This is a genomic window from Janthinobacterium sp. 61, assembly GCF_002846335.1.
Lineage (GTDB): Bacteria > Pseudomonadota > Gammaproteobacteria > Burkholderiales > Burkholderiaceae_D > Janthinobacterium.
This window is the reverse complement of record NZ_PJMQ01000001.1, coordinates 3,339,437-3,362,460: the sequence shown is the minus strand read 5'-3', so window position 1 is coordinate 3,362,460 and position 23,024 is coordinate 3,339,437. Positions and strand designations below refer to the sequence as shown.

Sequence of the window (23,024 nt, the reverse complement as noted above, 5' to 3'; positions counted from 1 at the left end):
AATTATCGTGAAGAAGAGTGCATGGCCGAGGCCAAGTCGGCCAGCACGGCGCGCACCGACAGCGGCAGTGCTGCCAGTTCGGCTGGAACGGCCAGATGGGCAGCCTGGGTCGGTACTTTTGCTTGCGGCGAGGCCTGCTGGCGGCTGATTTGCATCAAGCGCTCGGTGACAGCGGGGAAACGCTTCTTGAGCGGCATCAGCAAGCGCCGCGCTCTTTCATTGCTGCTGATGCGGCGCAGCACCAGGCGGGCGCCGTTACGGCTGCGCGCATACAGCTTGCGCGGCAGTTGCGTCACGTGGCGCAGGGACAGTATGGCGCGCCAGGTCAAGCTCGTTTCGATCTGCACCAAACGCTGTTGCAGGCCGTTGGCCCACTGTTCCATTTGCTGGTAGGCGGCGACACGGGCCTTCAGCTGCTCCGCTTCGCGTTCGCTTGTCTCCAGGCGCTGCTGCGCCTGTGACAGCACGCTCTCGAGCGTATTGACGGCCTGGCCAAGCGAGGCAATGGCGTTGCCCGCGCTGAGCTGTGCCTGGATTGCCGCGGCCGCTTGCTGCTCGGCTTGCGCGCGCAGCGCCACCGCCTCGGCTGTTGCAAGCTGGGCCTGCTGCGCCACCGTGGTAATGCGGGTATTTTCCTTCCAGGCCGCGTCCAGGTGATAGCTGATGAAGTCATCGAAGACATTGGCCTGCAGATTGAGCACGTTGAGCAGGGCGCGCTGTTCGTCGGCCACGTAATAGCGGTTCAAGCCATCGAAATAAGCGTAATGGTAAGCGTGGTCGGTGACCAGAGCCTCCCAGTCGGCGTGGTTGCTCACGCGGCTGCCGGGCAGGGTCGCCTCGATCACCAGCACCCACGGGCGCCAGCGTTGCAGGTCGAAGCCGCGCAGCACTTCGCCCTCGAAGCCTTCGACATCGATTTTCAGGAAATGAATGGTGCCGCGCACGTGTTCGGCGCAGATATCGCTGAGGGTGCGCAGCGGCACCACCGTTTCCACCACGGCGTAGCCTTCGGCGATATGCTCGCGCGCCACGGCGCTGTCGGTCGAGGCCCAGCCGTTCATGGCCGGCACATCGAACAGCGTGATCTCGCCGGCTGCGGCGCCGGCCGCCACGGCCAGGTTGATGTCGCGCGGACGCTGCTGCTCGAACACCTGGTGGTAGGACGGCATCGGCTCGATGTTGATGCCGCTCCAGCCATGGTCATAAAAGGCCTTGGTCACGGAGTGCAGCACCGGGTCGTTGGCGCCAACGTCGATGTAAAAGCCGTTCTTGACGTGCTGCAGGGCGCGCCACAGCAGCACGTCTTCGAAGTTTTGAGCGTAGGTGAGGAAGGTCATAGGTGGACGATATTGACAGTAGGGTCTATCCAGGCCGTACCTTCGAAGTGCGGCCGGTGCATGTTCATCACGGTAAATACCAGCGCCAAGTCGCGCCATTCATAGTTGTTGACCAGGTGGGTGTCGGTGCTGACGATGGCGGTCGAGACCGAATACGTGCCCGGCCCCAGGTTCATCGCGAACGCGAAGCAATAGCGCAGCCGCGCGCCGGCCTTGACCTCTTCGAGCGGCATCTGCTTGAGGTGGGTATTCGTGCCATACATGGCCTGGCCCAAACGGTCCTTGATCATATAGCCCAGCACCATGCGCGGGATATCGGCATGCGCCTGCACCGTCACTTCCAGCGTCACGGTGCTGCCGACGTCCACCACTTCGACGCGCGCGCCATGCTCGTCGAGCAGGGCGATATCGGCCACGCTGGCCTCGCCAGTGCCGGAAATGGTCTGCACCTTGCCGTCGGCCCGTTCATTGACGCGCACGGTCTGGTTCTCGCGCTCGGCGATCATGGCGTTGTAATAATCCATGATCTCTTCCGGCTTGCCCACGCGCGCCAGCCGTCCGCCATCGAGCAGGATGGCGCGGTCGCATACCGACTGGATGGCTTGCTTGTCGTGCGACACCAGCAGCAGCGTGGTGCCCAGGCGCCGGTACTGACGGATGCGCTCAAAGCTCTTGTGCTGAAAATACGTATCGCCGACCGACAAGGCCTCGTCCACGATCAAAATATCGGGACGGCGCGCGGTGGCCACGGAAAACGCCACCCGCATTTGCATGCCGCTGGAATAGACCCGCACCGGCTGGTCGATATAGTCGCCGATTTCGGCGAAGGCCTCGATCTCCGGCATCAAACGGGTGATCTCGTCGACCGACATGCCCAGGAGCTGGCCGGCCATGTAGACGTTCTGGCGACCGGTAAAGTCCGGATGAAAACCCATGCCTAGTTCCAGCAGCGCCGCCACGCGGCCCTGCATCGTCACGCTGCCGGTGGTCGGCTGGGTGGTGCCGGTAATGAGTTTCAGCAGCGTGCTCTTGCCGGCGCCGTTGATGCCGATCAGGCCGACGGCTTCACCCGGCGCAACGTGGAAATTAATGTCTTGCAAAATCCACTTGAGCTGGTGGCGCGGGCCGCGAAACGGCAGCAGCCATTCGGCCAGGCGCGACCAGCGCGTGGGATATTGCTTGTAGGCCTTGCCCAGGTGACTGACTGTTATCGAGCCCATCAGAGTTCATCCACCATTTCTCCGGCACGTTTGCGGAATAATTGCATGCCCAGCACGCACAGCAGCACGGCGCAGATGGCGGCCGGCAGCAGGCTGCCCCAATCGGGCGCCTGGCCTGTCACCAGTATCGTCTGGTAAGCCTGGGTGATCGCGGCCATCGGATTCCAGGCCAGGTAATGGCGCATTTCCGGCGGCAGGATAGACGCCGGATACACGATAGGCGTCAGCCAGAACCAGAACTGGATGAAGATCGCAAAAAACTGGCCGACGTCGCGGAAGAATACATTGAGCACGCCCAGCACCATGCCCAGGCCGATGGCAAACAGGATCTGCAGCAGCAGCACGGGCGCTACGGCAATGAAAATCCAGCCTGGAAATTGACCCGAGAAAATCAGGAACAGGACGAACAGGGCGAAGATGATGACAAAGTTGAGGCCGGCATTGAGGACCACGATGACGGGCAGGCAAATGCGCGGAAAACTGATTTTCTTGAGCAGGTTGGCGTGCTCCAGGAACATGTTCTGGGCGCGCGTGACGATTTCGGAAAACAGGCCCCAGGTCAGGATGCCGGCGCACAAATAGATGCTGTAGCCAAATTCAGAGGTGACGCCGGGCAGTCTGCTATGCATTACCTGGGAGAAGATCAGGGTGTACACCAGGATCAGAGCCAGTGGGCTCAGTACGGTCCAGGCCGCACCCAGCATCGCTTGACGGTATTTGGACTGGAATTCACGCTTTACGCTGCCGATGACGAAGCCGCGATACGACCACAGGGCCCGCAGCATCGTGCTGGGAATCATGCCCAGCCCCGCAGCCGGCTGGACGGCAATGCCGCTAAAACTGTCACCATGGAGAAAATTGCGCTACCGTTACGGCAGGCAGCACCCTAGAATTGATAAGAGCGGAATTATACCGTACCCACCCCAGTGCCCGGATACCGGCGCAATACCTTCTTGCAAAGAAATTACCCTCCTTGCACCAGTTTTTTCAGGGCGTCGGGGTCTTTGATGAAGAGTCGGTGCGCCTCTTTTTGCACGATACCTTGCTGTACCAGCATCAGCAGCGCGCGGGTGACCGTTTCGCGGCTGGTGTTGATCATGTTGGCAATGTCCTGGTGGGTAGGCAGGTTTTCCACCACGATGCCGTCCGGCTGCGTCGTCTGCATCAGTGCCAGGTAGGCATAGATGCGCCTGGCCGTGTTGCTGATACTCAGCAGCGCGCGAAATTCCGAGTCGCGCTGGATTTTTTGCGCCAGGTATTTCAGCATCTGCTTGGCCACCGATGGCGAATGCGAAAACAGGTGCATCGCGGTCGGCGCCGGCAGGAAGGCCACCAGCACCGGGCTCATCGCCAGCACCGAGGCGGAACGCGTCGAATTGTTGATCAGGGCGATTTCGCCGAAAAAGTCGCCCGGCTCCAGCATGCGCAGGCCGACCGCGCGCCCATCTTCGGTCACGTCGATGACTTGCAGCTGGCCCGACAGCAGGAACAGCAGGCCATCGCCGCTGCCACCCTTGTGCAACACCACTTCGCGCCTGGCATAGTGGCGGATGCGCACCTCGCTCTTGACGAGGGTGATTTCGTCCTCGCTGAGTTCGGCCAGCAGCGGGATCTTGCGCAGGTGAATTTGAATGTGGCGCTGTTCTTCCGGCGCAGCAGTGCCGCTTGCTTCATTGTTCAGTGCGTTTGCATCCAGCTTCCGAAGTGTCATAGGTGTCGTGTCAGGTATCAAAGGGGCGGCGCAGGCGCAAGGCGCCATGCCGCATTACGCGAACAGGCTGCAGCATGCGACGACGATAGCCACCAGGGCAATGCCGGCCGTGTTCGCCAGTATGTCTTTCCAGCAGAAGGCGCGGGTCGGTACCAGCGCCTGCAGGCATTCGATGAGCCAGCCGGCGATCAGCAGGCCCAGCAGCCACAGCGCCGTTTCGCCCGGTCCACTGGCGATGCGCGCGGCAATCGCGCTGAGCAGGGCGAAGCCGGCGAAGTGCATCAGTTTATCGTTAGGCAAAGGCGGCAGCCAGCGGTTCGGCACCAGGCAGCCTGCCGACATGGCAGCAGCGATGGCGATGAACAGCATCAATTCCCAGTGCATTGCATTCCAGATCAAAAGATTGAACAGGCCTGATTGTATACGTTCAAGGACTTTGCCACTGGTAGCTCAATTGCAGTTGCCGGTTGTTGTACTGGAATAGTGAAATATCCTTATTGTTGCGCACGAAGCGCGCTTCCAGTTGCAGGGCTTGATTTTTGCCGAGCGGATAGATCAGCGTGCCGCGCATGACGTGGGTAGCCTGGTGCCGCACTTCATTGATCATGCCCGGCGCGTAGGGCAGTTCGCTGTCCCACTTTTGGTAGACGTATGCCATCTCGCCGATGCAACTGGCCCACAGCAGGCGGCGCCCCAGCAGGTTCAGCGCCATGCCGCGGCGGTCGCCGCCCGGCCGGTCGCTGACCGCACGGTCCTGCACATAAGCGAGGCTGGCGTTGCCGTACAAATCGTCTTTTCGGTAGCTGAGCTGGCCGCGCAGCTCGAAGGTGTTGGCGTCGAAGTTGGCCAATGTTACGTGTTGGATATGCGTGATGCCGCCCATCAGCGTGACCTGCAGGCTGTCGGGCAGCGGCAGCGGCGGGACGATGCGGGCCTGCAACTGGGCCTGGCGCTGGTACAGGCTGCCGCCCAGGGTAGTGAGGCCGAGCATGGCCGTGCTGCGGGCGGTCCAGCGCCCGAGGCGGTAGGGCGACTCCACGCCCAAGTACAGCGAAGTGCTGTCGTACTGCCGCAGTGTATCGTTGCGGCGGCTCTGGAACTGGGCGAAGCCGATGCTGCCGTTGGGCGTGATTTCGCGCATGTAGTCGGCGCCAAGCAAGCTGTACTGGTCGGACTTGGGCAGGAAATCGGTCAGCAACATCAACTCGCCCTGCACATTGGAGTAATAGGGGTTCGTTGCGCCCTGGTTAACATTCTGGTCGAAGCCGCGCCCGAAGATGAACGACGACGAGGATAGCGCCGGCCTGCCGTGGCAGCCGGTACGGCGTTCCGTGGTGATCAGTTCGATGATGCCGGGCGGCGGACTGAAGCGCAGTTCGATCTCCAAAAACAGGCGTTCTGCTTCGCTGATATTGCCCATGCTGCACTGGATCAGCGCGATTTCAAGCATGGCGCCGGCGTGCATCGGCTCTTCGTCGATGGCACGTTGGAATTGCTTCAATGCATCATTCTTGCGTCCCTCGGACAGCGATTGCAGCGCTTCCTGATACGGATCGGAGTGGGCCGGCGGCGGCTCCTGCGCGACTGCAGGGACGGCAAGCAGCATGCAAAACAAGGCCAGGACGGACGGCAGTACGCCGCGCCGAAGGCTCATGCTGCGTCGTCCATGCTGTTGCTACTGCTGGCAGGCGTGATGCCTTGGGTAATACGGGGGGCAGGGGGTATGGGAAGGGCAGGTGCCATGCTCAAATCAAGAGTGTATAAGGTAATTGGTTTTTCTTTGCCACGCAATATGCGTTCACCCAGCACGATGAAACGGTGGCGCCGTGCGCGCTCGACCGTGCCGGTGCCGATGATGATGTCATGGCTGAAGTCGCGCGCCGCCTGTTCCAGGCGCGAGGCGGTGTTGACGCTGTCGCCGACCGCGGTATAAATGCTGCGAAATGAGGTGCCAAAATCGCCGGCCATGGCCCGTCCGCTTTCGATGCCGATGCGCACCCGCAGGGGCGGGTGTCCGTTGAGGCAGCGTTCGGCGCTCAGGCCTGCTACGCGGCGCAGGATCTCGTGCGCCGCGTCCAGCGCCAGGTCGGCGTGGTGTTCGATCGGCAAGGGTGCGCCCCAGAATGCCACCAGGCCATCGCCGGTGTATTTGTCCAGCGTGCCTTGCTGGTCGATCACGGGAGCGGTCAGGCAATCGAGAAAGTCGCGCGTCAGCCGGGCCGCTTCTTCCACCGGCAGCGATTCGACGTGGGTGGTGTAGCCTTCCATGTCGGCAATCAGGGTGGTCACGTCCAGCAGGCGCGGTTTGAGCGGGTCCTTCACATCGCTGCGCATGAGCTGCTCGACCACTTTCGGCGCCACGTAGAGTCGCAGGGTATCGAGCAGGTAGCGCGATTTGCGCTGGCTCAGCTGCCAATGGTAGGGAACGGCAAACGTCAGCAGGAACAGATTCGTGGCGAGCGGCCCGGTGGTTGAAAAGTCCGGGTCGTGGGGGTTGATGACATACGCGAGCGCCAGCCACAGCACGGATGCGCCGCCCAGCAAGCCGACGCTCCAGGTTGCCGACAGGCGCGGGAAGGCGTAACTGGCGCCCAGCGTGACGACAATGGCAAACAGGACGCCCAGCAGGCGACCGGGCCAGGGCGCCGGCGCCAGTCCGGCTTGCTGGTCCAGCAAGGTGGAAAGCGCGGCGGCTTGTACCCCGAGGCCGGGGCGGTCGCCATGGAAGGGGGTGATGACGCGGTCGCCTATGCCCAGCGAGGAGGAACCCACCAGTACCAGGCGGCCGGCGGCGCTGGCCGGATCGATCGCCTGGTCGAGGATGTCGGCGGCCGACACCACGGTGTAGGCGCTCCAGTCGCGCTTGTAGGCTACGCGCATCAGGCCGGTGTCCGGCAGCGCCAGTGCGCCGCCGCCCTGGCAGCAGTTGACGATGGCCAGCGCCAGTGCGGGGTAGTGCTGGCCTTCCAGGGTGGTCATCAGCGGCACGCGGCGCAGTGCGCCGTCGGCGTCCGGAATGAAGCCGATATTGCCGACGTGGCGAGCCTGTGCCAGGCCTGGATGGTTGGCGATGTAGCCGGCAGCCTGCACCTGGCCGCCGGGGTAGCGGGTGCTGGCGCCGGCTGGCTGGCCGTCGCGCACCGGCTCGGGACGGCCAAAGTTGTAATCGAACATCTGCGCCAGCACCAGCGGGCCGTGCTGGGCCAAGAGTGCCAGGCGCTGGTCGCCCTGGCCCTCCGAAGGTTTGGGCAGGACGATATCGAGCGCCACTGCGCGCGCACTGTAATGTGTCAACAAGGTTTCGACCAGTTCGGCCAGGCGGTCGCGCGGCCAGGGCCATGGCCCCAGCTTGGCCAGGCTGGCCTCATCGATATCGACCACCAATATGCGCGGCTCGGGCGCCTTGCTGGCCTGCAGGCGCACGAAAAAATCGCGCACCCATTCATTGGCAAACACGGAGGCGCTGGGTGTGCTGCCCCATTGCGCCCAGATCGTCAGCAGGATGGCCAGCAGGGCGATGGCCGAGCGGACCAGGCCTGGGCGGGCGGTGCGTCGTATGGCAGGGGAAGGTGGGCGGGGATCGAGCACGTCTGGCCGGGAAAGTGCGGGTACACTTGCAGTGAATAAATAGTAAGTATATCGTGTTGTGTCCGCTGCCACATAGCAGTTGCAGCAGTTGATACAAATTGTAACTGCGGGCACAGGCCTGGGGAATTCGATAAAATGTGATCCTCATCACTGATCTAATTCCCGGCAGGCCGGATAATGGGGAAAATGGAGAACTCATGTTGCGTAAATTGTTAGTTACAGCCAGCATTGCGCTTTGCGCGCAGCTAGCCCACGCCGCGGAAGCGGGCAAGATCATCTTTGTTGCCGGGATGGCGCAGGTGGTGGATCGCCCGGCGCTGCAGGACGCTGCCGTGCAGGAAGGCGAGCTGCTGACGACTGGCGCGGATGGCTTTATTTATATCAAGACGCTCGACAATGGCCTGTTCATCCTGCGCCCGAATACCCGGGCGCGCATCGTGACTTACCATATCGACGCCAAGACCCCCGAGAACACCCGCATCAAGCTGGAGTTGCTGAGCGGCGTTGCGCGCAGCAAGTCGGGCGACGCCGTCAAGCTGGCGCGCCAGAACTTCCGTTTCAACACGCCGGTGGCCGCGATTGGCGTGCGCGGCACCGACTTCACGGTCTTTACCGACCAGGACACCTCGCGCGTGGCCGTCATTTCCGGCGGCATCGTGGTCAGTGGTTTTGCCGGCGCCTGCAGCCGGGAAGGCGTCGGCCCTTGCGAGGGGATGGCCAGCCGTGAATTGTCGGCCAGCCAGCGCGGCCAGCTGCTGCAGATCCAGCGCGGCCAGGGTGCGCCGCAATTGATGTCGAGTGCTAACGTTGGTCCCGACAACATTGCTCCACCGCGCAGCGATGAACCGCTGGCCAAGAGCGGGGCCATGACGAATGCGCCTGCCGCCATCGTGGTCGAGCCGAACCTGGATGCGAAGAAAAATGAAAGCCTGGCCCAGGCCGTGGTCCCCCGCGTGCCGCAGGAGCCTGTGCCCCCCGTCGTGACGCCGCCACCGGTGGTCGACTCGGGCCATAAGCCTGATCCGGTGCTGCCGCCAGTGCTGCCACCCGTGGTGCCGCCCGTGATCGTGCCGCAAAAGGACAGTGGCATCCTGTGGGGGCGTTTTGTGCGCATTGGGGCGCCTCCCGCGACGATCGACTTGACCGAGGAGCGCAATCGCTCGGAACTGCTGGCCGTGAAAGGCAATTTTGCCCTGTTCCGCACACCCGGCAAGGAGTACGTGGCGCGCGAAAATGGCAGCGTGGGGTTCAGCATGGCCGCCAGCGAGGCGTATGTGTATACCGACTACGGCTATGGCAACCGGACGACGGCGGCTGCCAGCCTGTCGAATGGCCGCCTGGACGTGAATTTCGGCAGCAAGACTTTCGCCACCTCCTTCGATTTGACCAGCAAGGATGAGTCGTTCAAGTTCCAGGCGCAGGGCGCACTGTCGGCCGATGGCCGGCTGTACGGCGACGATGCAAACGGCCGCGCCGGCCATATGAATGTCGATGGTGTATTGAGCAATGAAAAGGGCGGTACCGCCGCGTATATCTTTGACGGGCGCATCGATGCCCGCCGAACCATTAATGGCGGGACATCTTGGCGCATTAAAAATCAATAAGCAGCATACGGCGGCATTATTATGCATGCCGCGCATGTAAACCGAACCCCGAAAGTTGGACGCCAACTTTCGGGGTTTTTCATTGCGGGGTGTTTTATGTTGCGGCTCACGCACTTGCCCATCCATGCATGGGCGGCGCATGGCTGAGTGTTTCCCTGGGGCATGGCACGTCACAAGCGGATTTTCCCCCGATGTATTCGCCACCTTTTTGATTACTCTATAGTTGCATTAATATTAATAATTTTCCTTGCTACTGATATTGCCAATAGTAATATCGAAAAAAACCAATGTTTTAGAGAAATTTATTTTCATTTTGTGATCGTGGTCACATTAATGCGCATTGCCTTCTGTCATGATGCGGAACGTTGGGCTGCAAGACACAGAGTGTGGCTGCAGAATCGATTTACTTAATGATCTTTTTGATCTACTCAGGAGCAATACATGGCAACTTATACCGATGCAATCCAAAAGCTGTACGTCGCTTACTTCAACCGTCCTGCTGATGCAGCTGGCCTGGCTTACTGGGAAGGCGTAGTTACTGCAGCCAATGGCAGCACCGCAGCCGTTTCCGCCGCATTCGCAGCATCGACCGAATACCAGACCGAATACGCTCAAGTGAACACCTCCGGCGTGATCTCGCAGATCTACGCTAACCTGTTTGGCCACGCTCCTGATGCGCCTGGTCTGGCATACTGGGTCAAAGCAGTTGGCGACAAGGTATTCACCATCGACCAAGCTGTGACCAAAATCGCTGCCGGCGCCCAAGGCACCGATAAAGTTGCTTACGACAGCAAAGTACTGGTCGCTACCAGCTTCACCGCAGCACTGGACACCGATGCTGAAAAAGCTGGCTACAACGGCGCGGATGCAAACAAAGCTGCCAAAGATTTCCTGGCAACCATCAAGACCGCTGAAGATGCAACCGCAGCAATCGTACCAGCTGCCCTGGACGCAAAAGTTGCCGCTGTTGTTAAGGCTGGCGTTCCATTCACGGTGCCTGGCGCGCTGACCGCGCTGACCAATGCAGGCGAAGCCCTGGCTACGTTCCTGGCAGCTGCTGACGGCGACAACAATGCGAAGACCAGCTTGACCGAAGCGCAAGTGAAAGCTCTTGAAACCACTGCTGACACTGGCCCCGGTGGCGTTGGCTCGATCGTAGGCGGTGTTTACAATGCACCTGGCCAAACGGCTGGCGTCAAGGCAGCTGCGTTGGCAGATAAAATTGATTCGAATGCAAAAGCTCTGGCTGACGCGCAGAAAGCAATCACTACCGCCAATACTGCAGTTGCTAAAGATGCAGTTTTGGCTACGTATGTTGCAAAAGCGGAAGTTACTGCCGCTGCTGACACTGCTGCACACAAGGCAACGGTTGCTGCCCAAGCATCCCTGGCAGGTGTTGTAGCATCGTACATTGTAAACAACAGCGCAATTACTGTTAATGCTGACGGTACGGTTGCTACCCTGATCAAGGTTGATGCAGATTCCAAGAAGCTGGTACTGGAAACCGGCGTTACTGAAACGACCAATCCAGGCATCACCGCTGTCCTGAATGCCAGCATCGCCAAAGAAGCTGCTGACAAGGCGGAAGGCACGACCAATAAAGCAGCACTGGCCGCCCAAGCGGACGTCAATCGTTCGGATTTCGATGCTAATGTTTCCGGTACTAAATTGGTAGACGTCGGTGCAGCTATGACCATCGTCAAAATCGTTGCTGGTGAGTATCCAACTGCAGCGCAGATCAATGCTGAAATCCTCGGCCTGGCCGCTGCAAAAGTAGCTGCTGATGCAGTTGTTACGGCTGCTGGTGCCGCAGTTACTCCAGCCCAGACCCAGGCTGCTGCTGATGCCGCTACCGCGGTGACTGCTTTCAACACCAAGCTTGCCGCGTTTGACACTGCCGATACCGTCAATCCATTGGCTGATGCGTTGGCCGGTGCTAAAGCGGATGCTGCCGACGTTGTTGCTGATATCAAAGCGCTGACGGAAGCCGTGGCGAAACTGGATGCCGCACACGCGGTGGTTAAAGAAATGGACGGCCTGAAAGCTGCTATCGCTGCTGCTGAGCAAAACTTCGCTGATCATGGCTTGGCTAAGCCAGTTACCCTGACGAGCTTTGACGTGGCCACTTCGGCTGCCGACATTTTTGTCGCAGGTGACGTGAACAGCACCGTTGTTGGTCTGGATGATAAAGACATGCTGTTCGTCGGTAGCGACTACGTGCTGAACGCTGGCAAGCCAGCTGCTGGTAACAATGCAGTGCTGGAAATCTTCCTGGCACAAAGCGGTGCCAACACCGTCGTAACGGTGGAAAAAGCAGCTTACGGTTCGGAATCGGGCGACACCATCACCATCACCCTGGTGGGCGTGAACGCAACCGACGTGCACTTCGCAAACGGCATCGTCACTGTATAAGTGATGCCGTAGGCGAGCAGCGGCCGGCCATGCCGGCTTGCTGATCCCTCAACCCCGCTACCGCAAGGTGGCGGGGTTTTTTGTCTTCCAGAGGCGACATTTCGATTGCTCATGGGTAAAATTTGTGATGTGCATCACAAATTTTTGTGTTTTTGAGCGATAATGGCAATGCTCAATAATCTTTGGCCAGCCAAGCCGGGCTGCCAGGCTGCCGGACATGATTGGGTACTTCGAGCCGCTGCTCGTATCTTACCGCTGACCTGCCACGATAAAATGACCAATAAAATTTCCCACGCCAAGACCGAACTCGCGAGTGTGCTGCAGGGTTTCAAGAGCACTTTCATCACGGTCGGCGTCTTCAGTGCCATCAGCAACCTGCTGATGCTTGTTCCGTCGCTGTACATGCTGCAGGTCTATGACCGCGTGCTGGGCAGCCGCAACGAAATCACCCTGCTGATGCTCACCCTGCTGATGCTGGGGGCGTATCTGTTTGTGGCCGGCCTGGAGCTGGTGCGCAGCTTCATCCTGGTGCGCGTCGGTGCCATGTTCGACATGCAGCTCAACAAGCGCGTCTACACGGCGGCCTTCGAGCAGAATTTGAAGCAGACAGGCGCCAATGCCGGCCAGTCGCTGTCGGACCTGACCAGCGTGCGCCAGTTCCTGACTGGCAACGCCCTGTTCGCCTTCTTCGATGCGCCCTGGTTCCCCGTCTACCTGATCGTTATTTTCTTCTTTGAACCCCAGCTGGGTGTCTTCGCCCTGTGTGGCACGGCGGTCCTGGTGGTGCTGGCCTATGTTAACGAACGCGTCACCAAGGACCCGCTCAAGGCTGCAAACAGCATGGCGATCGAGGCCGGCACCCTGGCCACCAACAACTTGCGCAACGCCGAAGTGATCGAGTCGATGGGCATGCTGCCCAATTTGATGGGGCGCTGGTACAAGCTGCACTCAAAATTCCTGAAGTTGCAGGCCGAGGCCAGCGAGAAGGCCAGCAAGATCCAGGCGGCCACCAAATTCGTGCAGACTTCCTTGCAGTCGCTGGTGCTGGGCTTCGGCGCGCTACTGGTGCTTGAAAATAAAATTACGGCCGGCATGATGATTGCCGCCTCCATCCTGGTGGGGCGCGCGCTGGCACCGGTGCAGCAAGTGATCGGCGTGTGGAAGAGCTTCAGCAGCACCCGCAGCGCCTATGATCGCCTGACCAGCCTGCTGAGCGACAACCCTGCACGCGATGCTGGCATGCCCTTGCCCAAGCCGAGCGGCGCCCTGAGCGTGGAAGGCGTGACTGCCGCGCCGCCAGGCACCCGCAATGCAGTGATCCGGAATATTAACTTTGCGATCGTGCCGGGCGACGTGCTGGGCGTCATCGGCGCCAGCGGCTCGGGCAAGTCGACACTGGCGCGTCTGCTGGTGGGCGTGTGGCCGGCGGCAATAGGCAAGGTGCGTCTCGATGGCGCCGATATCTATCAGTGGAACAAGGCCGAACTGGGCCCTAACATGGGCTATCTGCCGCAGGATATTGAATTGTTCGGTGGCACGGTGAGCGAAAATATCGCCCGCTTCGGCGACATCGATCCTGAAAAAGTGGTGCTCGCGGCCAAGCGCGCCGGCGTGCACGACATGATTTTGCACCTGCCGGAAGGGTATGACACCCGTTTGGGCGACGGCGGCGCCGGCCTGTCCGGCGGGCAGAAGCAGCGTTTGGGACTGGCGCGCGCGATGTATGGCGATCCGTCCGTGATTGTGCTCGACGAGCCCAACTCGAATCTGGATGAAGTGGGCGAACAAGCCCTGGTGAAAGCCATTGCCGACCTGCGGGCCCGCGGCAAGACCATCATCATGATTACCCACCGTACCAACATCATCAGCGCCACTACCAAGCTGTTGCTGTTGCGTGAAGGCGAGGTGCAGATGTTCGGCCCTACCGACAAGGTGCTGGCGGCATTGACGGAGCAGGCGCAGAAGGTGGCGCTGGCGCAGCAGGAGGCGGCCCATCGGCATGCGGCGCAACTGGCTGCCGCGCAGGCGGCGGCACAAGTAACGACGGAACAGGATCAATAATGCGCAATTTGATGAAACAAAAAACAGAGGCGGCCGAGGTCGTCACGCATGAAGTCACGCCGGTCACGGTGGATACCGATGCCAGGAGCTACACCAGGTTCGGCTGGTTCCTGGTGCTGTTCGGCTTTGGCGGTTTCATGCTGTGGGCCTTGTTTGCACCGCTCGACAAGGGCGTGCCCCTGTCTGGCGTGGTGGCGAGCGAATCGAACCGCCAGGCGGTGCAGCATTTGTCCGGTGGCACGGTGCGCGAGATCCTGGTGCATGAAGGTTCGGTGGTGAAGGCGGGCCAGGTGCTGGTGCGCATGAATCCGGTGACGGCACAGTCGCAGACGGACATCTCGCGTGGCCAGTATGTGACGGCGCGCGCCACCGAGGCGCGCCTGGTCGCCGAACGCGACGGCGCCAAGCAGCCTGCTTTCCCGGCCGAATTGCTAGCCAAGAAGGACGATCCGCGGGTCCTGGAAGTGATGGGTTTGCAGCGTCAGTTGTTCAGCTCGCGCCAGTCTTCGCTGCAAAATGAGCTGGGCGCGTACGACCAGACCGTCGCCGGCCTGACGCAGCAGCTGGCCGGCATCAAGGAATCTCTTGCAAACAAGAAGCTTCAGCTGGGCATGTTGACGGAGCAGCTGGCCGGCATGCGCGACCTGGCCAAGGAAGGCTATGTGGCCCGCAACCGCTTGCTCGAACTCGAGCGTACTTACGCCCAGGTGAATGGTTCCGTGTCGGACGATCTCGGCCAGATCGGCCGCGTACAGCACCAGATCATCGAATACGGCTTGCGCCGCAGCCAGCGCATACAGGATTATCAAAAAGAAGTGCGCACGACCCTTACCGACGTGCAGAAGGAAGCGGAAGCGCTGGCCAGCCGCATGGATGCGCAGGAATATGAATTGGCCAATGCGGATGTCAAGGCGCCGGTCGACGGCATCGTGGTCGGTCTGAATGTATTCACCAACGGCGGCGTCGTGCCCTCGGGCTTTCGCATGATGGATATCGTGCCTAGCGGCGACCCCTTCGTCGTCGAGGGCCAATTGCCGGTCAACCTGGTGGACCGGGTGCATGCTGGCTTGCCGGTGGAGCTGATATTCTCGGCTTTTAATACCAACCGCACGCCGCATATTCCGGGACAGGTAGTCAACGTCGCCGCCGACCGGACAGTCGAAGAGCGCACCGGCTTTGCCTACTATAAAGTGCGCGTCAAGGTGACGCCCGCAGGTGCGGTGCTGATCGCCAAGCATAAGCTGGCCATTCAGTCCGGCATGCCGGTGGAGCTGTTCGTCAAGACGGGCGAACGCACGATGATGAACTATCTGTTGAAGCCTGTCTTCGACCGGTCGAAGTCGTCGCTGAGCGAGGAATAACCGTGCCGATTTTGACCAAGACGACTCAACAGTTTCGCCTGCGCGCCATGGCGTGTGCCCTTGGCGCCCTGATGGCCATGGGGGCCGGCTCTGCCGCAGCGCTCAATCTGCAGCAGGCATACGATGCGGCGCTGAAGAACGACCCGACCTACAAGATGGGTTTTTATGAAAGCGAGGCAGGCAAGGAGAGCCGCGTCATCGGGCGCGCCGGCCTGTTGCCCAGCTTGAGTGCAAGTTATAGCGGCAGCCGCAATCGTGCCGACCAGACCGTAATCCAGACCCTGCCCAAGGGCCTGGGCACGTATAAGTCAGAGAGCCATCCGCAATACCTCAGCCGTTCCGCCGTGCTGCAGCTGCGCCAGCCGCTGTTTGCCATGGACGCGCTGGCGCGCTATCGCCAGGGCGTTGCGCAAAGCAAGGAAGCCGAGGCCAAGTACGAACTCAGCGGCAGCGATGTGGCCATGCGTGTGGTGAGCGCCTACTTCGACATGCTGTTTGCGAGTGACCAGGTGGCGCTGGTGCTGGCGCAGCGCGATGCACTTGAAGAGCACAGGAAGGTCACCAAGCGCATGTTTGAAAAAGGCGAGGGGACCAAGACCGACATGCTGGAAATCGAGGCCCGGCTGGACTTGGCGGAGGCCCAGGTGATAGAAGGGCGCGACGCCGTGACCGCCGCGCGTAACGCGCTCGAAGGCGTGGTCGGCATGGAAGTGGATAACCTTGCGCCGCTGGCGCCGAATTTCCGAGTCGAGCGTTTGCTGCCGGCCAGCTACGAGGAGTGGCGCACTATCGCGATGGCGAACAACCCGGAGCTGAGGGCGGCGCGTCATACCGTGGAAATCTACGAGCAGGAAATCCAGAAGGCGCGGGCCGGCCACATGCCGCGGCTCGACTTTGTTGCGACCTACAGCAACAGCGATTCCGACTCCATCACCACGGTTAACCAGAGTACGCTGAACCGCTCGCTTGGTTTCCAGTTGAATATTCCCCTGTATTCCGGCGGGCAGGTGAGTGCGACATCGCGCCAGGCAGTTGCCACGACCGAGCGCTACAAGTCCGAGCTCGATGTGCGCACCAACCGGATGCTGGTAGAGCTGCGCAAGGCCCACAGCGTGGTGGTGAGCAGCATGGCCAAGGTCGACGCGCTGCTCAAGGCGGTCGATTCGGGCACCATGCTGATGAAGGCGACCGAGCAAAGCATCAAGGGCGGGGTGCGCATCAACCTCGACCTGCTGAATGCGCAGCAGCAACTGGTGACCAGCCAGCGCGACCTGGCGCAGGCGCGCTATAGCTATCTACTCGGTGTGGTGCGCCTGAAGGCCGCCGCCGGTACCTTGAACGGTGCCGACGTGACGGAAATCGCCAACTATTTCCGTTGATACCCAGCATCAGCCAATAGCCGGACCTGGCGTAGACAGTGAAAAAGCGACCGGCGCCCATGCTGACGGCGCCGGTCGTTTTTTTCGCTGGCTGGCGTGGACAGCGCCGTATAATGACGTTCCCCAGCAGCCCGGTATTGTTCTGATGAAATCTCTGAATCTTCCCTATAATCCCCGCATCGATCAATTGCGCTGGCTGGCCGCCATGCTGGTGTTTCTGTTCCATTTCTATCTGGCCTATCGCGGTTCTGGCGGTGCCGCGCTGGGTAGCTCCTGGTTCGGCCTGGTGAGCGAAGGGCATACCGGGGTCGGCCTGTTCTTTACGCTGTCCGGTTTCCTGTTCATGCAAATCGCGCTGCACCAGCGCACCATCGAGTATGGCCATTTCGTGCGCAACCGCTTGCTGCGCATTTTTCCCCTGTTCCTGACGATTTTCCTGCTGGCGACCTCGATCGGCCGCGATAAATTTCAGCCGCAGGATATTTTGTACCTGTTCACCACCAACCTCGGCATGTCGCCGACGTCGGGCACGGTTGTTACCGGGGCGGCCTGGTGCATCTCGCTCGAATTCCTGTTTTATATGGTTTTCCCCTTCCTGGCCCGCTTTGCCATGGAGCAGGGGCCGCGCTATCTGCTCAAACTGCTGGCCTTGATGTTGTTCTTCAAGCTGGCAGCCTATACGGTCAATGAGAATAGCGAGCTGATGTATTTCAGCACCTTCGTCGGCCGTTTCGATCAATTTTTGATTGGTATGCTGGCGGCCTTGCTCTACCAGCGCCACCACGCCAGGTTGCAGGCTTACGCCATCTGGCTGCTGCCGGCTGCAGCCTTGCTGGTGTTTGGCAACAGTGCGGCGCAGTCGCACTATGCCGCCTTCGGCGCTGCGCCCAAGTCGGCGTTCTGGATATTCTGGTCGATGCTGGAAAGCGGCGGCTGGGCCTGCTTCATCGTCGCATGGCTGGCGCGCGAACGCTCGCTGTTGCCAGCCTGGCTGGAGCGCATGCTCAACCACGGTGGCAAGGTCAGCTACTCGTTCTATCTCTTGCACATGGCCTTGATCCATCTGCTACAGCAATGGTTTGGCCTGGTCTCCATCGTGCCCGGCGTCTGGCTCAATGCGGCCATCCTGCTGGTCCTGAGCTACGCTGCCACCTGGGCGCTTGCCACCCTGAGCTATAGCGCCATCGAAGAACCCTTCCTGCGCATGCGCCGCAACTACGGCACATCGGGCATGGACAAGGGGGCGGGACAAGCTGCGCCAGTTGCTGTCACAGGCGGCGTCGCCAGCAGCAAATGAAATAATTGCGGCGAATCATCCGTCTCCCGGTATTTAGTTGATGCCTGATCAAATACTCTAATTTCCCGGGCTATATGCCCGGTGTTTGTTATTGTTACAATTGATTGCCCGAAGCAATTCCCCTTTCTGTCCGTTATGGATACAATTTGAGGTTTAAGCTTCGGCGAGCATGCAATTAAGGGAGCATCATTGAAACTCATACCAACTATATTATGCGGCGGCGCGGGATCGCGTCTGTGGCCAGTCTCCAGGGAACTGCATCCGAAGCCTTTCATCCGCCTGGCCGACGGTCACAGCCTGCTGCAAAAAGCCTGGTTGCGTGGCGCCGTATTGCCCGATGTTGCAGAAGTGCTCACGGTAACGAATCGCGAATTGTTTTTCAAGACGGCCGACGAATACCGTGCCGTCGCCGGCAAGCCTGGTCTGGCCCTCAATAATAGTTATATCCTGGAACCATGCGGACGCAATACGGCGCCGGCGATTGCCGTCGCCGCCTTGCATGTGGCCGCGACCCATGGGCCAGATGCCTTGCTGCTGGTGTTGGCTGCCGACCATTTGATACATGACGAGGCGGCGTTTGGCGCTGCCGTGGCGCAAGCCGTGCCGCTGGCCCGCGAGGGCTTGCTGGTCACCTTCGGCATTCAGCCCGAAGCACCGGAAACCGGCTTCGGCTACATCGAGGCCGAAGGCAATAAAGTGCTGCGCTTCGTTGAAAAACCATCGCTGGAAAAAGCCAGGGAGTACCTGCAAAGCGGTCGTTACCTGTGGAATTCCGGCATGTTCTGCTTTGCCGCCGGCGCGATGATCAGTGAGATGGAGTTGCACTGCCCCGAGATTTTGGCCGCCACCCGTCTATGCCTGGAGCAGTCGAGCACGGCACAGGGCAAGAACTTCCAGCAGATTGAACTCGATGCCCAGGCCTTTGAGCAGGTGGCCGACGATTCGATCGATTATGCCGTGATGGAAAAATCGGGCAAGGTCGCGGTCGTGCCCTGCAGCATAGGCTGGAGCGATATCGGTTCCTGGAATGCGGTGGGTGAACTGATCGAACCGGACGCCGATGGCAACCGTGTCGATGCCGAAGTGCAATTGCATGGCGTGAGTAATTGTTTCATACAGAGCAAGGAGCGCCTGGTCGGCGCCGTCGGCATCGATAATCTGATCATCGTCGATACGCCGGATGCCTTGCTGGTGGCCGACCGCCGCCATGCGCAGGATGTCAAGCACTTGTATGCCAGCCTGAAGTCGCGCGGGCATGACGCTCACAAGCTGCACCGCACCGTGCACCGTCCGTGGGGCACGTACACGGTACTGGAAGACAGCACGCGTTTCAAGATCAAGCGCATCGAAGTCAAGCCTGGCGCCAGCCTGAGCCTGCAAATGCATCATCACCGCAGCGAACACTGGATCGTGGTGAGCGGTATGGCCAAGGTCGTCAACGGCGAGCGTGAATTGTTTGTCAGCACCAATGAGTCCACCTATATTCCGGCAGGCCACAAGCACCGGCTGGAAAATCCTGGTGTGCTCGACCTTGTCATGATCGAAGTGCAGAGCGGCGATTATCTGGGCGAGGACGATATCGTCCGCTTCCAGGATAATTATGGACGTGTCTGAAATACATTGAAGTTGCCAGGCGGCGTGCTGCTACCCTGCCAGTATTTTTTATCGTGCGGGGCTTCCTTCAGTATAATGTCCGCTGAGATAGCATAGGCGTGCCACCGGCAGCTGCTGCGGCAAGCTTCCCCATCGCACCTCGCGTCACTTTGCAGGCGCCGCACCGACGGAAACTGTCTGGCCCTGGCAGTAGCCCGCAGGCCGGGCGCAGCGTCGTCATGGGCGCCTGAATGCCGCCTGCCTTTACCTGTTAGCAATACAGCAATTATTTGCTGAAAATATATTACAATTGGAGTGCCTAAGTTGAAAAAAGCCATCATCACCGGTATTTCCGGCCAGGACGGGGCCTATCTGGCCCAGCTTTTACTGGAAAAGGGATATACCGTTTACGGCACGTATCGTCGCACCAGCTCGGTTAATTTCTGGCGTATCGAAGAGCTGGGCATCCAGGACCATCCGAATCTGCATCTGGTGGAGTATGACCTGACGGATGCCGGTTCCAACATTGCCCTGGTACAGCGCGTCCAGCCTGATGAAATTTACAACCTGGCCGCCCAGAGCTTCGTCGGCGTGAGTTTCGATCAGCCGGCAGCGACGGCCCATATCACCGGCATCGGCGCACTCAATTTGCTGGAAGCGATTCGTCTGGTGAATCCGAAGATCCGCTTCTATCAAGCGTCGACATCGGAAATGTTTGGCAAGGTGCAGGCTGTGCCGCAGGTCGAGAGCACGCCATTTTACCCACGCAGCCCTTACGGCGTGGCCAAGCTGTATGCGCATTGGATGACCGTTAACTATCGCGAAAGCTATGGTATTTTCGGCGCCAGCGGTATCTTGTTCAACCATGAAAGCCCATTGCGCGGACGTGAGTTTGTGACGCGCAAAATCACGGATGCGGTGGCCAAGATCAAGTTGGGCAAGCTCGATTGCATGGAACTGGGCAACATCGACGCGAAGCGCGACTGGGGCTATGCCAAGGAATATGTGGAAGGCATGTGGCGCATGCTGCAGGTCGATGAGCCCGATACCTTCGTGCTGGCGACCAACCGCACCGAAACCGTGCGCGACTTTGTCTCCATGGCCTTCAAGGCAGTCGGCATCGCGCTTGAATTCAAGGGCAGCGCGGAAGATGAGGTCGCAATCGATGTTGCGACCGGCAAGACCGTGATGCGCGTCAATCCGAAGTTCTATCGTCCGGCCGAAGTGGAGTTGCTCATTGGTAATCCGCTCAAGGCGAAAGAGAAACTGGGCTGGGAACCAACGACGACGCTGGAACAGCTGTGCCAGATGATGGTGCATGCCGATGTACAGCGCAATACGCACGGCTTTTCATTTTGAAGCTGCTAGTCACAGGCGCGAGCGGTTTCACGGGGCAGCATTTTGTCGCGCGCGCGCGCGCTTGTGGCCACGAGATTGTGTCCCTGCGGGCCAAGCTCGATGACCGGGCCGCCCTGGCCGCCGAAGTGGCTGAGGCGGCGCCGGAAGCGGTGGTGCATCTGGCTGCCATCAGCTTTGTCGGCCATGCCGACCCCGGCAGCTTTTATGACGTGAACGTGATCGGCACGCTCAATCTGCTCGATGCCCTGGCCGGGCTGGCGCAGCCGCCGCGCAGCGTATTGCTGGCCAGTAGTGCCAATGTGTACGGCAATTGCCTGCAATCGCCGATAGCGGAGACGCAGCCGCCGGCGCCGGTGAACCATTACGCCACCAGCAAGCTGGCGATGGAGCATATGGCGCGCACTTATCTGGACCGTTTGCCGATCTTCTTTACCCGTCCCTTCAATTACACCGGCCCTGGCCAGGCTTCGTCGTTCCTGATCCCCAAGCTGGTCGATCACTTTGCCCGCCGGGCAGACAGGATAGAGCTGGGCAATCTCGACGTCGAGCGCGAGTTCAACGATGTGCGCTTCGTGTGTGATGCCTATCTGCAATTGCTCGGCCATGCGCAAGCCGGTGAAATGTACAATATCTGCGGCGGACGTCCGGCGACCCTGCGTTCGGTGTTGGCGCTGCTGGCCGACATTACCGGCCACCAACTGGAGGTCAGCGTCAACCCCGCTTTTGTACGCGCCAACGAAATTCACCGCCTGTCCGGCTCCTCGGCCAAGCTGGACGCCGTTGCGCCCGGCCTCAGCCAGCCCCCCCTGCGCGAAACCTTGGTTTGGATGCTTGAGCATGCCGCCAGCGGCAGGGTGTGATGCGGGTTGCCTTTAATGCAACCTCGCTGCTGTCGCCGCTGACGGGTATCGGGCAATATAGCTATCAGCTTGCGCAAGCGCTGCAGGCGCGGGGCGACGTCGATCTGAATTTTTTCTATGGCACGGGCTGGAGCCGGCAGTTGCGCAGCCAGGCGGCGCCGGGCATTCTGACCATCAAGTCCCTGATTACCCGCTTCGTGCCGAACCCATATGCCGTAGGGCGGTTTGTGCAGCAGATTCGCTTCCAGTCCGGCATTCGGGCGCAGCAGCCTGACGTTTATCATGAGCCCAATTTCCTGGCGTTCAAATGCAAGCCGCCATCGATCATCACGGTGCATGATTTGTCCTGGATACGCTATCCGCATACGCATCCGGTGAAGCGCGTGCGGGCGATGAACCAGTTCTTTGAAAAAAGCCTGTCCCAGGTGGCCCTGATACTCACCGATTCGGCCTTCGTCAAACGCGAACTGATCGATGTCTTCCAGATCGCCCCGGAGCGCATCGTGCCGGTGGCGCTGGGCGTCGAGTCCATGTTTCGCCCCCGCTCGCCAGCCGAAACGCTGGCCCTGCTGCAAGTCCATGGCTTGCAGCACGGCGAGTATCTGATCGCCGTGGGGACGCTGGAACCGAGGAAAAACCTGCAGTCTGCCCTGCATGCCTTCATGTTGCTGCCGCCCGCCTTGAGGAAGCGTTATCCCTTGCTGCTGGTGGGCATGAAGGGCTGGCACACCTCGGCCCTGGAACAGCAGATCGCACCCTTGCTGCGTTCCGGGGAAGTGCGCCAGCTGGGCTATTTGTCGCGCGAGGATCTGGCCATCTTGCTGGCCGGCGCGAAAACCCTGATTTACCCCTCCATTTACGAGGGCTTTGGCTTGCCGCCGCTGGAGGCCATGGCTTGCGGCGTGCCGGTGATCGCATCGAATGTGTCCTCGCTGCCTGAAGTAGTGGGCGACACGGGCCTGGCGATCGATCCGGGCGATGTGGATGGCTTGGCAAACGCCATCACCGAATTGCTGGAAGATGACGCGCTGCGGGCAGTGCTGTCGGCCAAGGCCCTGGCGCGTAGCAAACAGTTCACCTGGGACCTGTGCGCGGAAAAGACCGTCGCGGCTTACCGCCAGGTACTGGGCGCAAAGGCCTGAGCCGCCGGGAGCGCTATTTCTTTTTGGTCCGCCCGCGCCTGCCCAGGCAGCAGGCTCCAGGCTGGAACAGGGCGCGCGCGTCCATTGATAAGTAAGAGGA

At 60.3% G+C, this 23,024-nt stretch carries 17 protein-coding genes; 10 read left to right on the top strand and 7 right to left on the bottom strand.

Annotation, left to right across the window (positions count from 1 at the left end; translation table 11 throughout):
- Positions 1-2: 2 nt before the first annotated feature.
- From CLU92_RS15350 to CLU92_RS15320, 7 genes are all read right to left on the bottom strand, one after another.
- Entirely contained in the window at positions 3-1,337 is a 1,335-nt protein-coding gene (locus CLU92_RS15350; protein WP_101482584.1) for an FkbM family methyltransferase, read from the bottom strand.
- A complete protein-coding gene (locus tag CLU92_RS15345; protein ID WP_101482583.1) occupies positions 1,334-2,557 on the bottom strand; it encodes an ABC transporter ATP-binding protein in 1,224 nt (407 codons plus the stop codon). Before CLU92_RS15345 ends, CLU92_RS15350 begins: the two co-directional genes overlap by 4 nt.
- A complete protein-coding gene (locus CLU92_RS15340) occupies positions 2,557-3,357 on the bottom strand; it encodes an ABC transporter permease (protein WP_101482582.1) in 801 nt (266 codons plus the stop codon). The genes CLU92_RS15345 and CLU92_RS15340 overlap by 1 nt, the downstream gene beginning before the upstream one ends.
- Before the next feature lie 164 nt (positions 3,358-3,521).
- Positions 3,522-4,268, bottom strand: coding sequence for a Crp/Fnr family transcriptional regulator (locus CLU92_RS15335; RefSeq protein ID WP_101482581.1), 747 nt, complete (start codon positions 4,266-4,268; stop codon positions 3,522-3,524).
- Positions 4,269-4,322: 54 nt separating this feature from the next.
- Positions 4,323-4,652 carry a VanZ family protein gene (locus tag CLU92_RS15330; protein WP_101482580.1) on the bottom strand — a complete coding sequence of 110 codons (330 nt, stop codon included), beginning with the start codon at positions 4,650-4,652 and terminating at the stop codon, positions 4,323-4,325.
- 43 nt (positions 4,653-4,695) lie between these two features.
- A complete protein-coding gene (locus tag CLU92_RS15325; protein ID WP_101482579.1) occupies positions 4,696-5,922 on the bottom strand; it encodes a lipopolysaccharide assembly protein LapB in 1,227 nt (408 codons plus the stop codon).
- The gene (locus tag CLU92_RS15320; RefSeq protein WP_257561094.1) at positions 5,919-7,856 is read right to left on the bottom strand and encodes a CHASE2 domain-containing protein; all 1,938 of its coding nucleotides are present in this window, start codon (positions 7,854-7,856) and stop codon (positions 5,919-5,921) included. Before CLU92_RS15320 ends, CLU92_RS15325 begins: the two co-directional genes overlap by 4 nt.
- A gap of 197 nt (positions 7,857-8,053) precedes the next feature.
- On the opposite strand from CLU92_RS15320, the gene CLU92_RS15315 reads away from it, so the two are divergent.
- The 10 genes from CLU92_RS15315 (at position 8,054) to CLU92_RS15270 (ending at position 22,924) form a co-directional block, all read left to right on the top strand.
- The gene (locus CLU92_RS15315; RefSeq protein ID WP_257561093.1) at positions 8,054-9,460 is read left to right on the top strand and encodes a FecR family protein; all 1,407 of its coding nucleotides are present in this window, start codon (positions 8,054-8,056) and stop codon (positions 9,458-9,460) included.
- Between the two features lie 441 nt (positions 9,461-9,901).
- The gene (locus tag CLU92_RS15310) at positions 9,902-11,872 is read left to right on the top strand and encodes a DUF4214 domain-containing protein (protein ID WP_101482578.1); all 1,971 of its coding nucleotides are present in this window, start codon (positions 9,902-9,904) and stop codon (positions 11,870-11,872) included.
- A 273-nt stretch (positions 11,873-12,145) separates the two neighbouring features.
- Positions 12,146-13,933 (top strand): type I secretion system permease/ATPase, encoded by a 1,788-nt coding sequence (locus CLU92_RS15305; protein WP_101482577.1) that lies wholly within the window; start codon positions 12,146-12,148, stop codon positions 13,931-13,933.
- Between the two features lie 11 nt (positions 13,934-13,944).
- Positions 13,945-15,294 (top strand): HlyD family type I secretion periplasmic adaptor subunit, encoded by a 1,350-nt coding sequence (locus CLU92_RS15300; RefSeq protein WP_257561092.1) that lies wholly within the window; start codon positions 13,945-13,947, stop codon positions 15,292-15,294.
- A 2-nt stretch (positions 15,295-15,296) separates the two neighbouring features.
- A complete protein-coding gene (locus CLU92_RS15295) occupies positions 15,297-16,673 on the top strand; it encodes a TolC family outer membrane protein (protein ID WP_257561091.1) in 1,377 nt (458 codons plus the stop codon).
- 145 nt (positions 16,674-16,818) lie between these two features.
- Positions 16,819-17,970 (top strand): acyltransferase, encoded by a 1,152-nt coding sequence (locus CLU92_RS15290; protein ID WP_101482575.1) that lies wholly within the window; start codon positions 16,819-16,821, stop codon positions 17,968-17,970.
- Positions 17,971-18,159: 189 nt separating this feature from the next.
- Positions 18,160-19,584, top strand: a complete 1,425-nt coding sequence (locus CLU92_RS15285; protein WP_101482574.1) for a mannose-1-phosphate guanylyltransferase/mannose-6-phosphate isomerase — start codon at positions 18,160-18,162, stop codon at positions 19,582-19,584.
- A gap of 303 nt (positions 19,585-19,887) precedes the next feature.
- Positions 19,888-20,922 carry a GDP-mannose 4,6-dehydratase gene (gene gmd, locus CLU92_RS15280; RefSeq protein WP_101482573.1) on the top strand — a complete coding sequence of 345 codons (1,035 nt, stop codon included), beginning with the start codon at positions 19,888-19,890 and terminating at the stop codon, positions 20,920-20,922.
- On the top strand, positions 20,919-21,782 hold the full coding sequence (locus CLU92_RS15275; RefSeq protein WP_101482572.1) for an NAD-dependent epimerase/dehydratase family protein: 864 nt from the start codon (positions 20,919-20,921) through the stop codon (positions 21,780-21,782). The genes gmd and CLU92_RS15275 overlap by 4 nt, the downstream gene beginning before the upstream one ends.
- The gene (locus tag CLU92_RS15270) at positions 21,782-22,924 is read left to right on the top strand and encodes a glycosyltransferase family 1 protein (RefSeq protein WP_101482571.1); all 1,143 of its coding nucleotides are present in this window, start codon (positions 21,782-21,784) and stop codon (positions 22,922-22,924) included. Before CLU92_RS15275 ends, CLU92_RS15270 begins: the two co-directional genes overlap by 1 nt.
- Positions 22,925-23,024 lie beyond the last annotated feature (100 nt).

What these genes read in the sequence shown, in the direction of transcription:
- CLU92_RS15315 (WP_257561093.1), top strand. Translation starts at nt 8,054, where the DNA reads ATGTTGCGTAAATTGTTAGTTACAGCCAGCATTGCGCTTTGCGCGCAG.
- CLU92_RS15290 (WP_101482575.1), top strand. Translation starts at nt 16,819, where the DNA reads ATGAAATCTCTGAATCTTCCCTATAATCCCCGCATCGATCAATTGCGC.
- CLU92_RS15340 (WP_101482582.1), bottom strand. Translation starts at nt 3,357, where the DNA reads ATGATTCCCAGCACGATGCTGCGGGCCCTGTGGTCGTATCGCGGCTTC.
- CLU92_RS15335 (WP_101482581.1), bottom strand. Translation starts at nt 4,268, where the DNA reads ATGACACTTCGGAAGCTGGATGCAAACGCACTGAACAATGAAGCAAGC.
- CLU92_RS15345 (WP_101482583.1), bottom strand. Translation starts at nt 2,557, where the DNA reads ATGGGCTCGATAACAGTCAGTCACCTGGGCAAGGCCTACAAGCAATAT.
- CLU92_RS15330 (WP_101482580.1), bottom strand. Translation starts at nt 4,652, where the DNA reads ATGCACTGGGAATTGATGCTGTTCATCGCCATCGCTGCTGCCATGTCG.
- CLU92_RS15325 (WP_101482579.1), bottom strand. Translation starts at nt 5,922, where the DNA reads ATGAGCCTTCGGCGCGGCGTACTGCCGTCCGTCCTGGCCTTGTTTTGC.
- CLU92_RS15305 (WP_101482577.1), top strand. Translation starts at nt 12,146, where the DNA reads ATGACCAATAAAATTTCCCACGCCAAGACCGAACTCGCGAGTGTGCTG.
- CLU92_RS15270 (WP_101482571.1), top strand. Translation starts at nt 21,782, where the DNA reads ATGCGGGTTGCCTTTAATGCAACCTCGCTGCTGTCGCCGCTGACGGGT.
- CLU92_RS15310 (WP_101482578.1), top strand. Translation starts at nt 9,902, where the DNA reads ATGGCAACTTATACCGATGCAATCCAAAAGCTGTACGTCGCTTACTTC.
- CLU92_RS15300 (WP_257561092.1), top strand. Translation starts at nt 13,945, where the DNA reads ATGAAACAAAAAACAGAGGCGGCCGAGGTCGTCACGCATGAAGTCACG.
- CLU92_RS15350 (WP_101482584.1), bottom strand. Translation starts at nt 1,337, where the DNA reads ATGACCTTCCTCACCTACGCTCAAAACTTCGAAGACGTGCTGCTGTGG.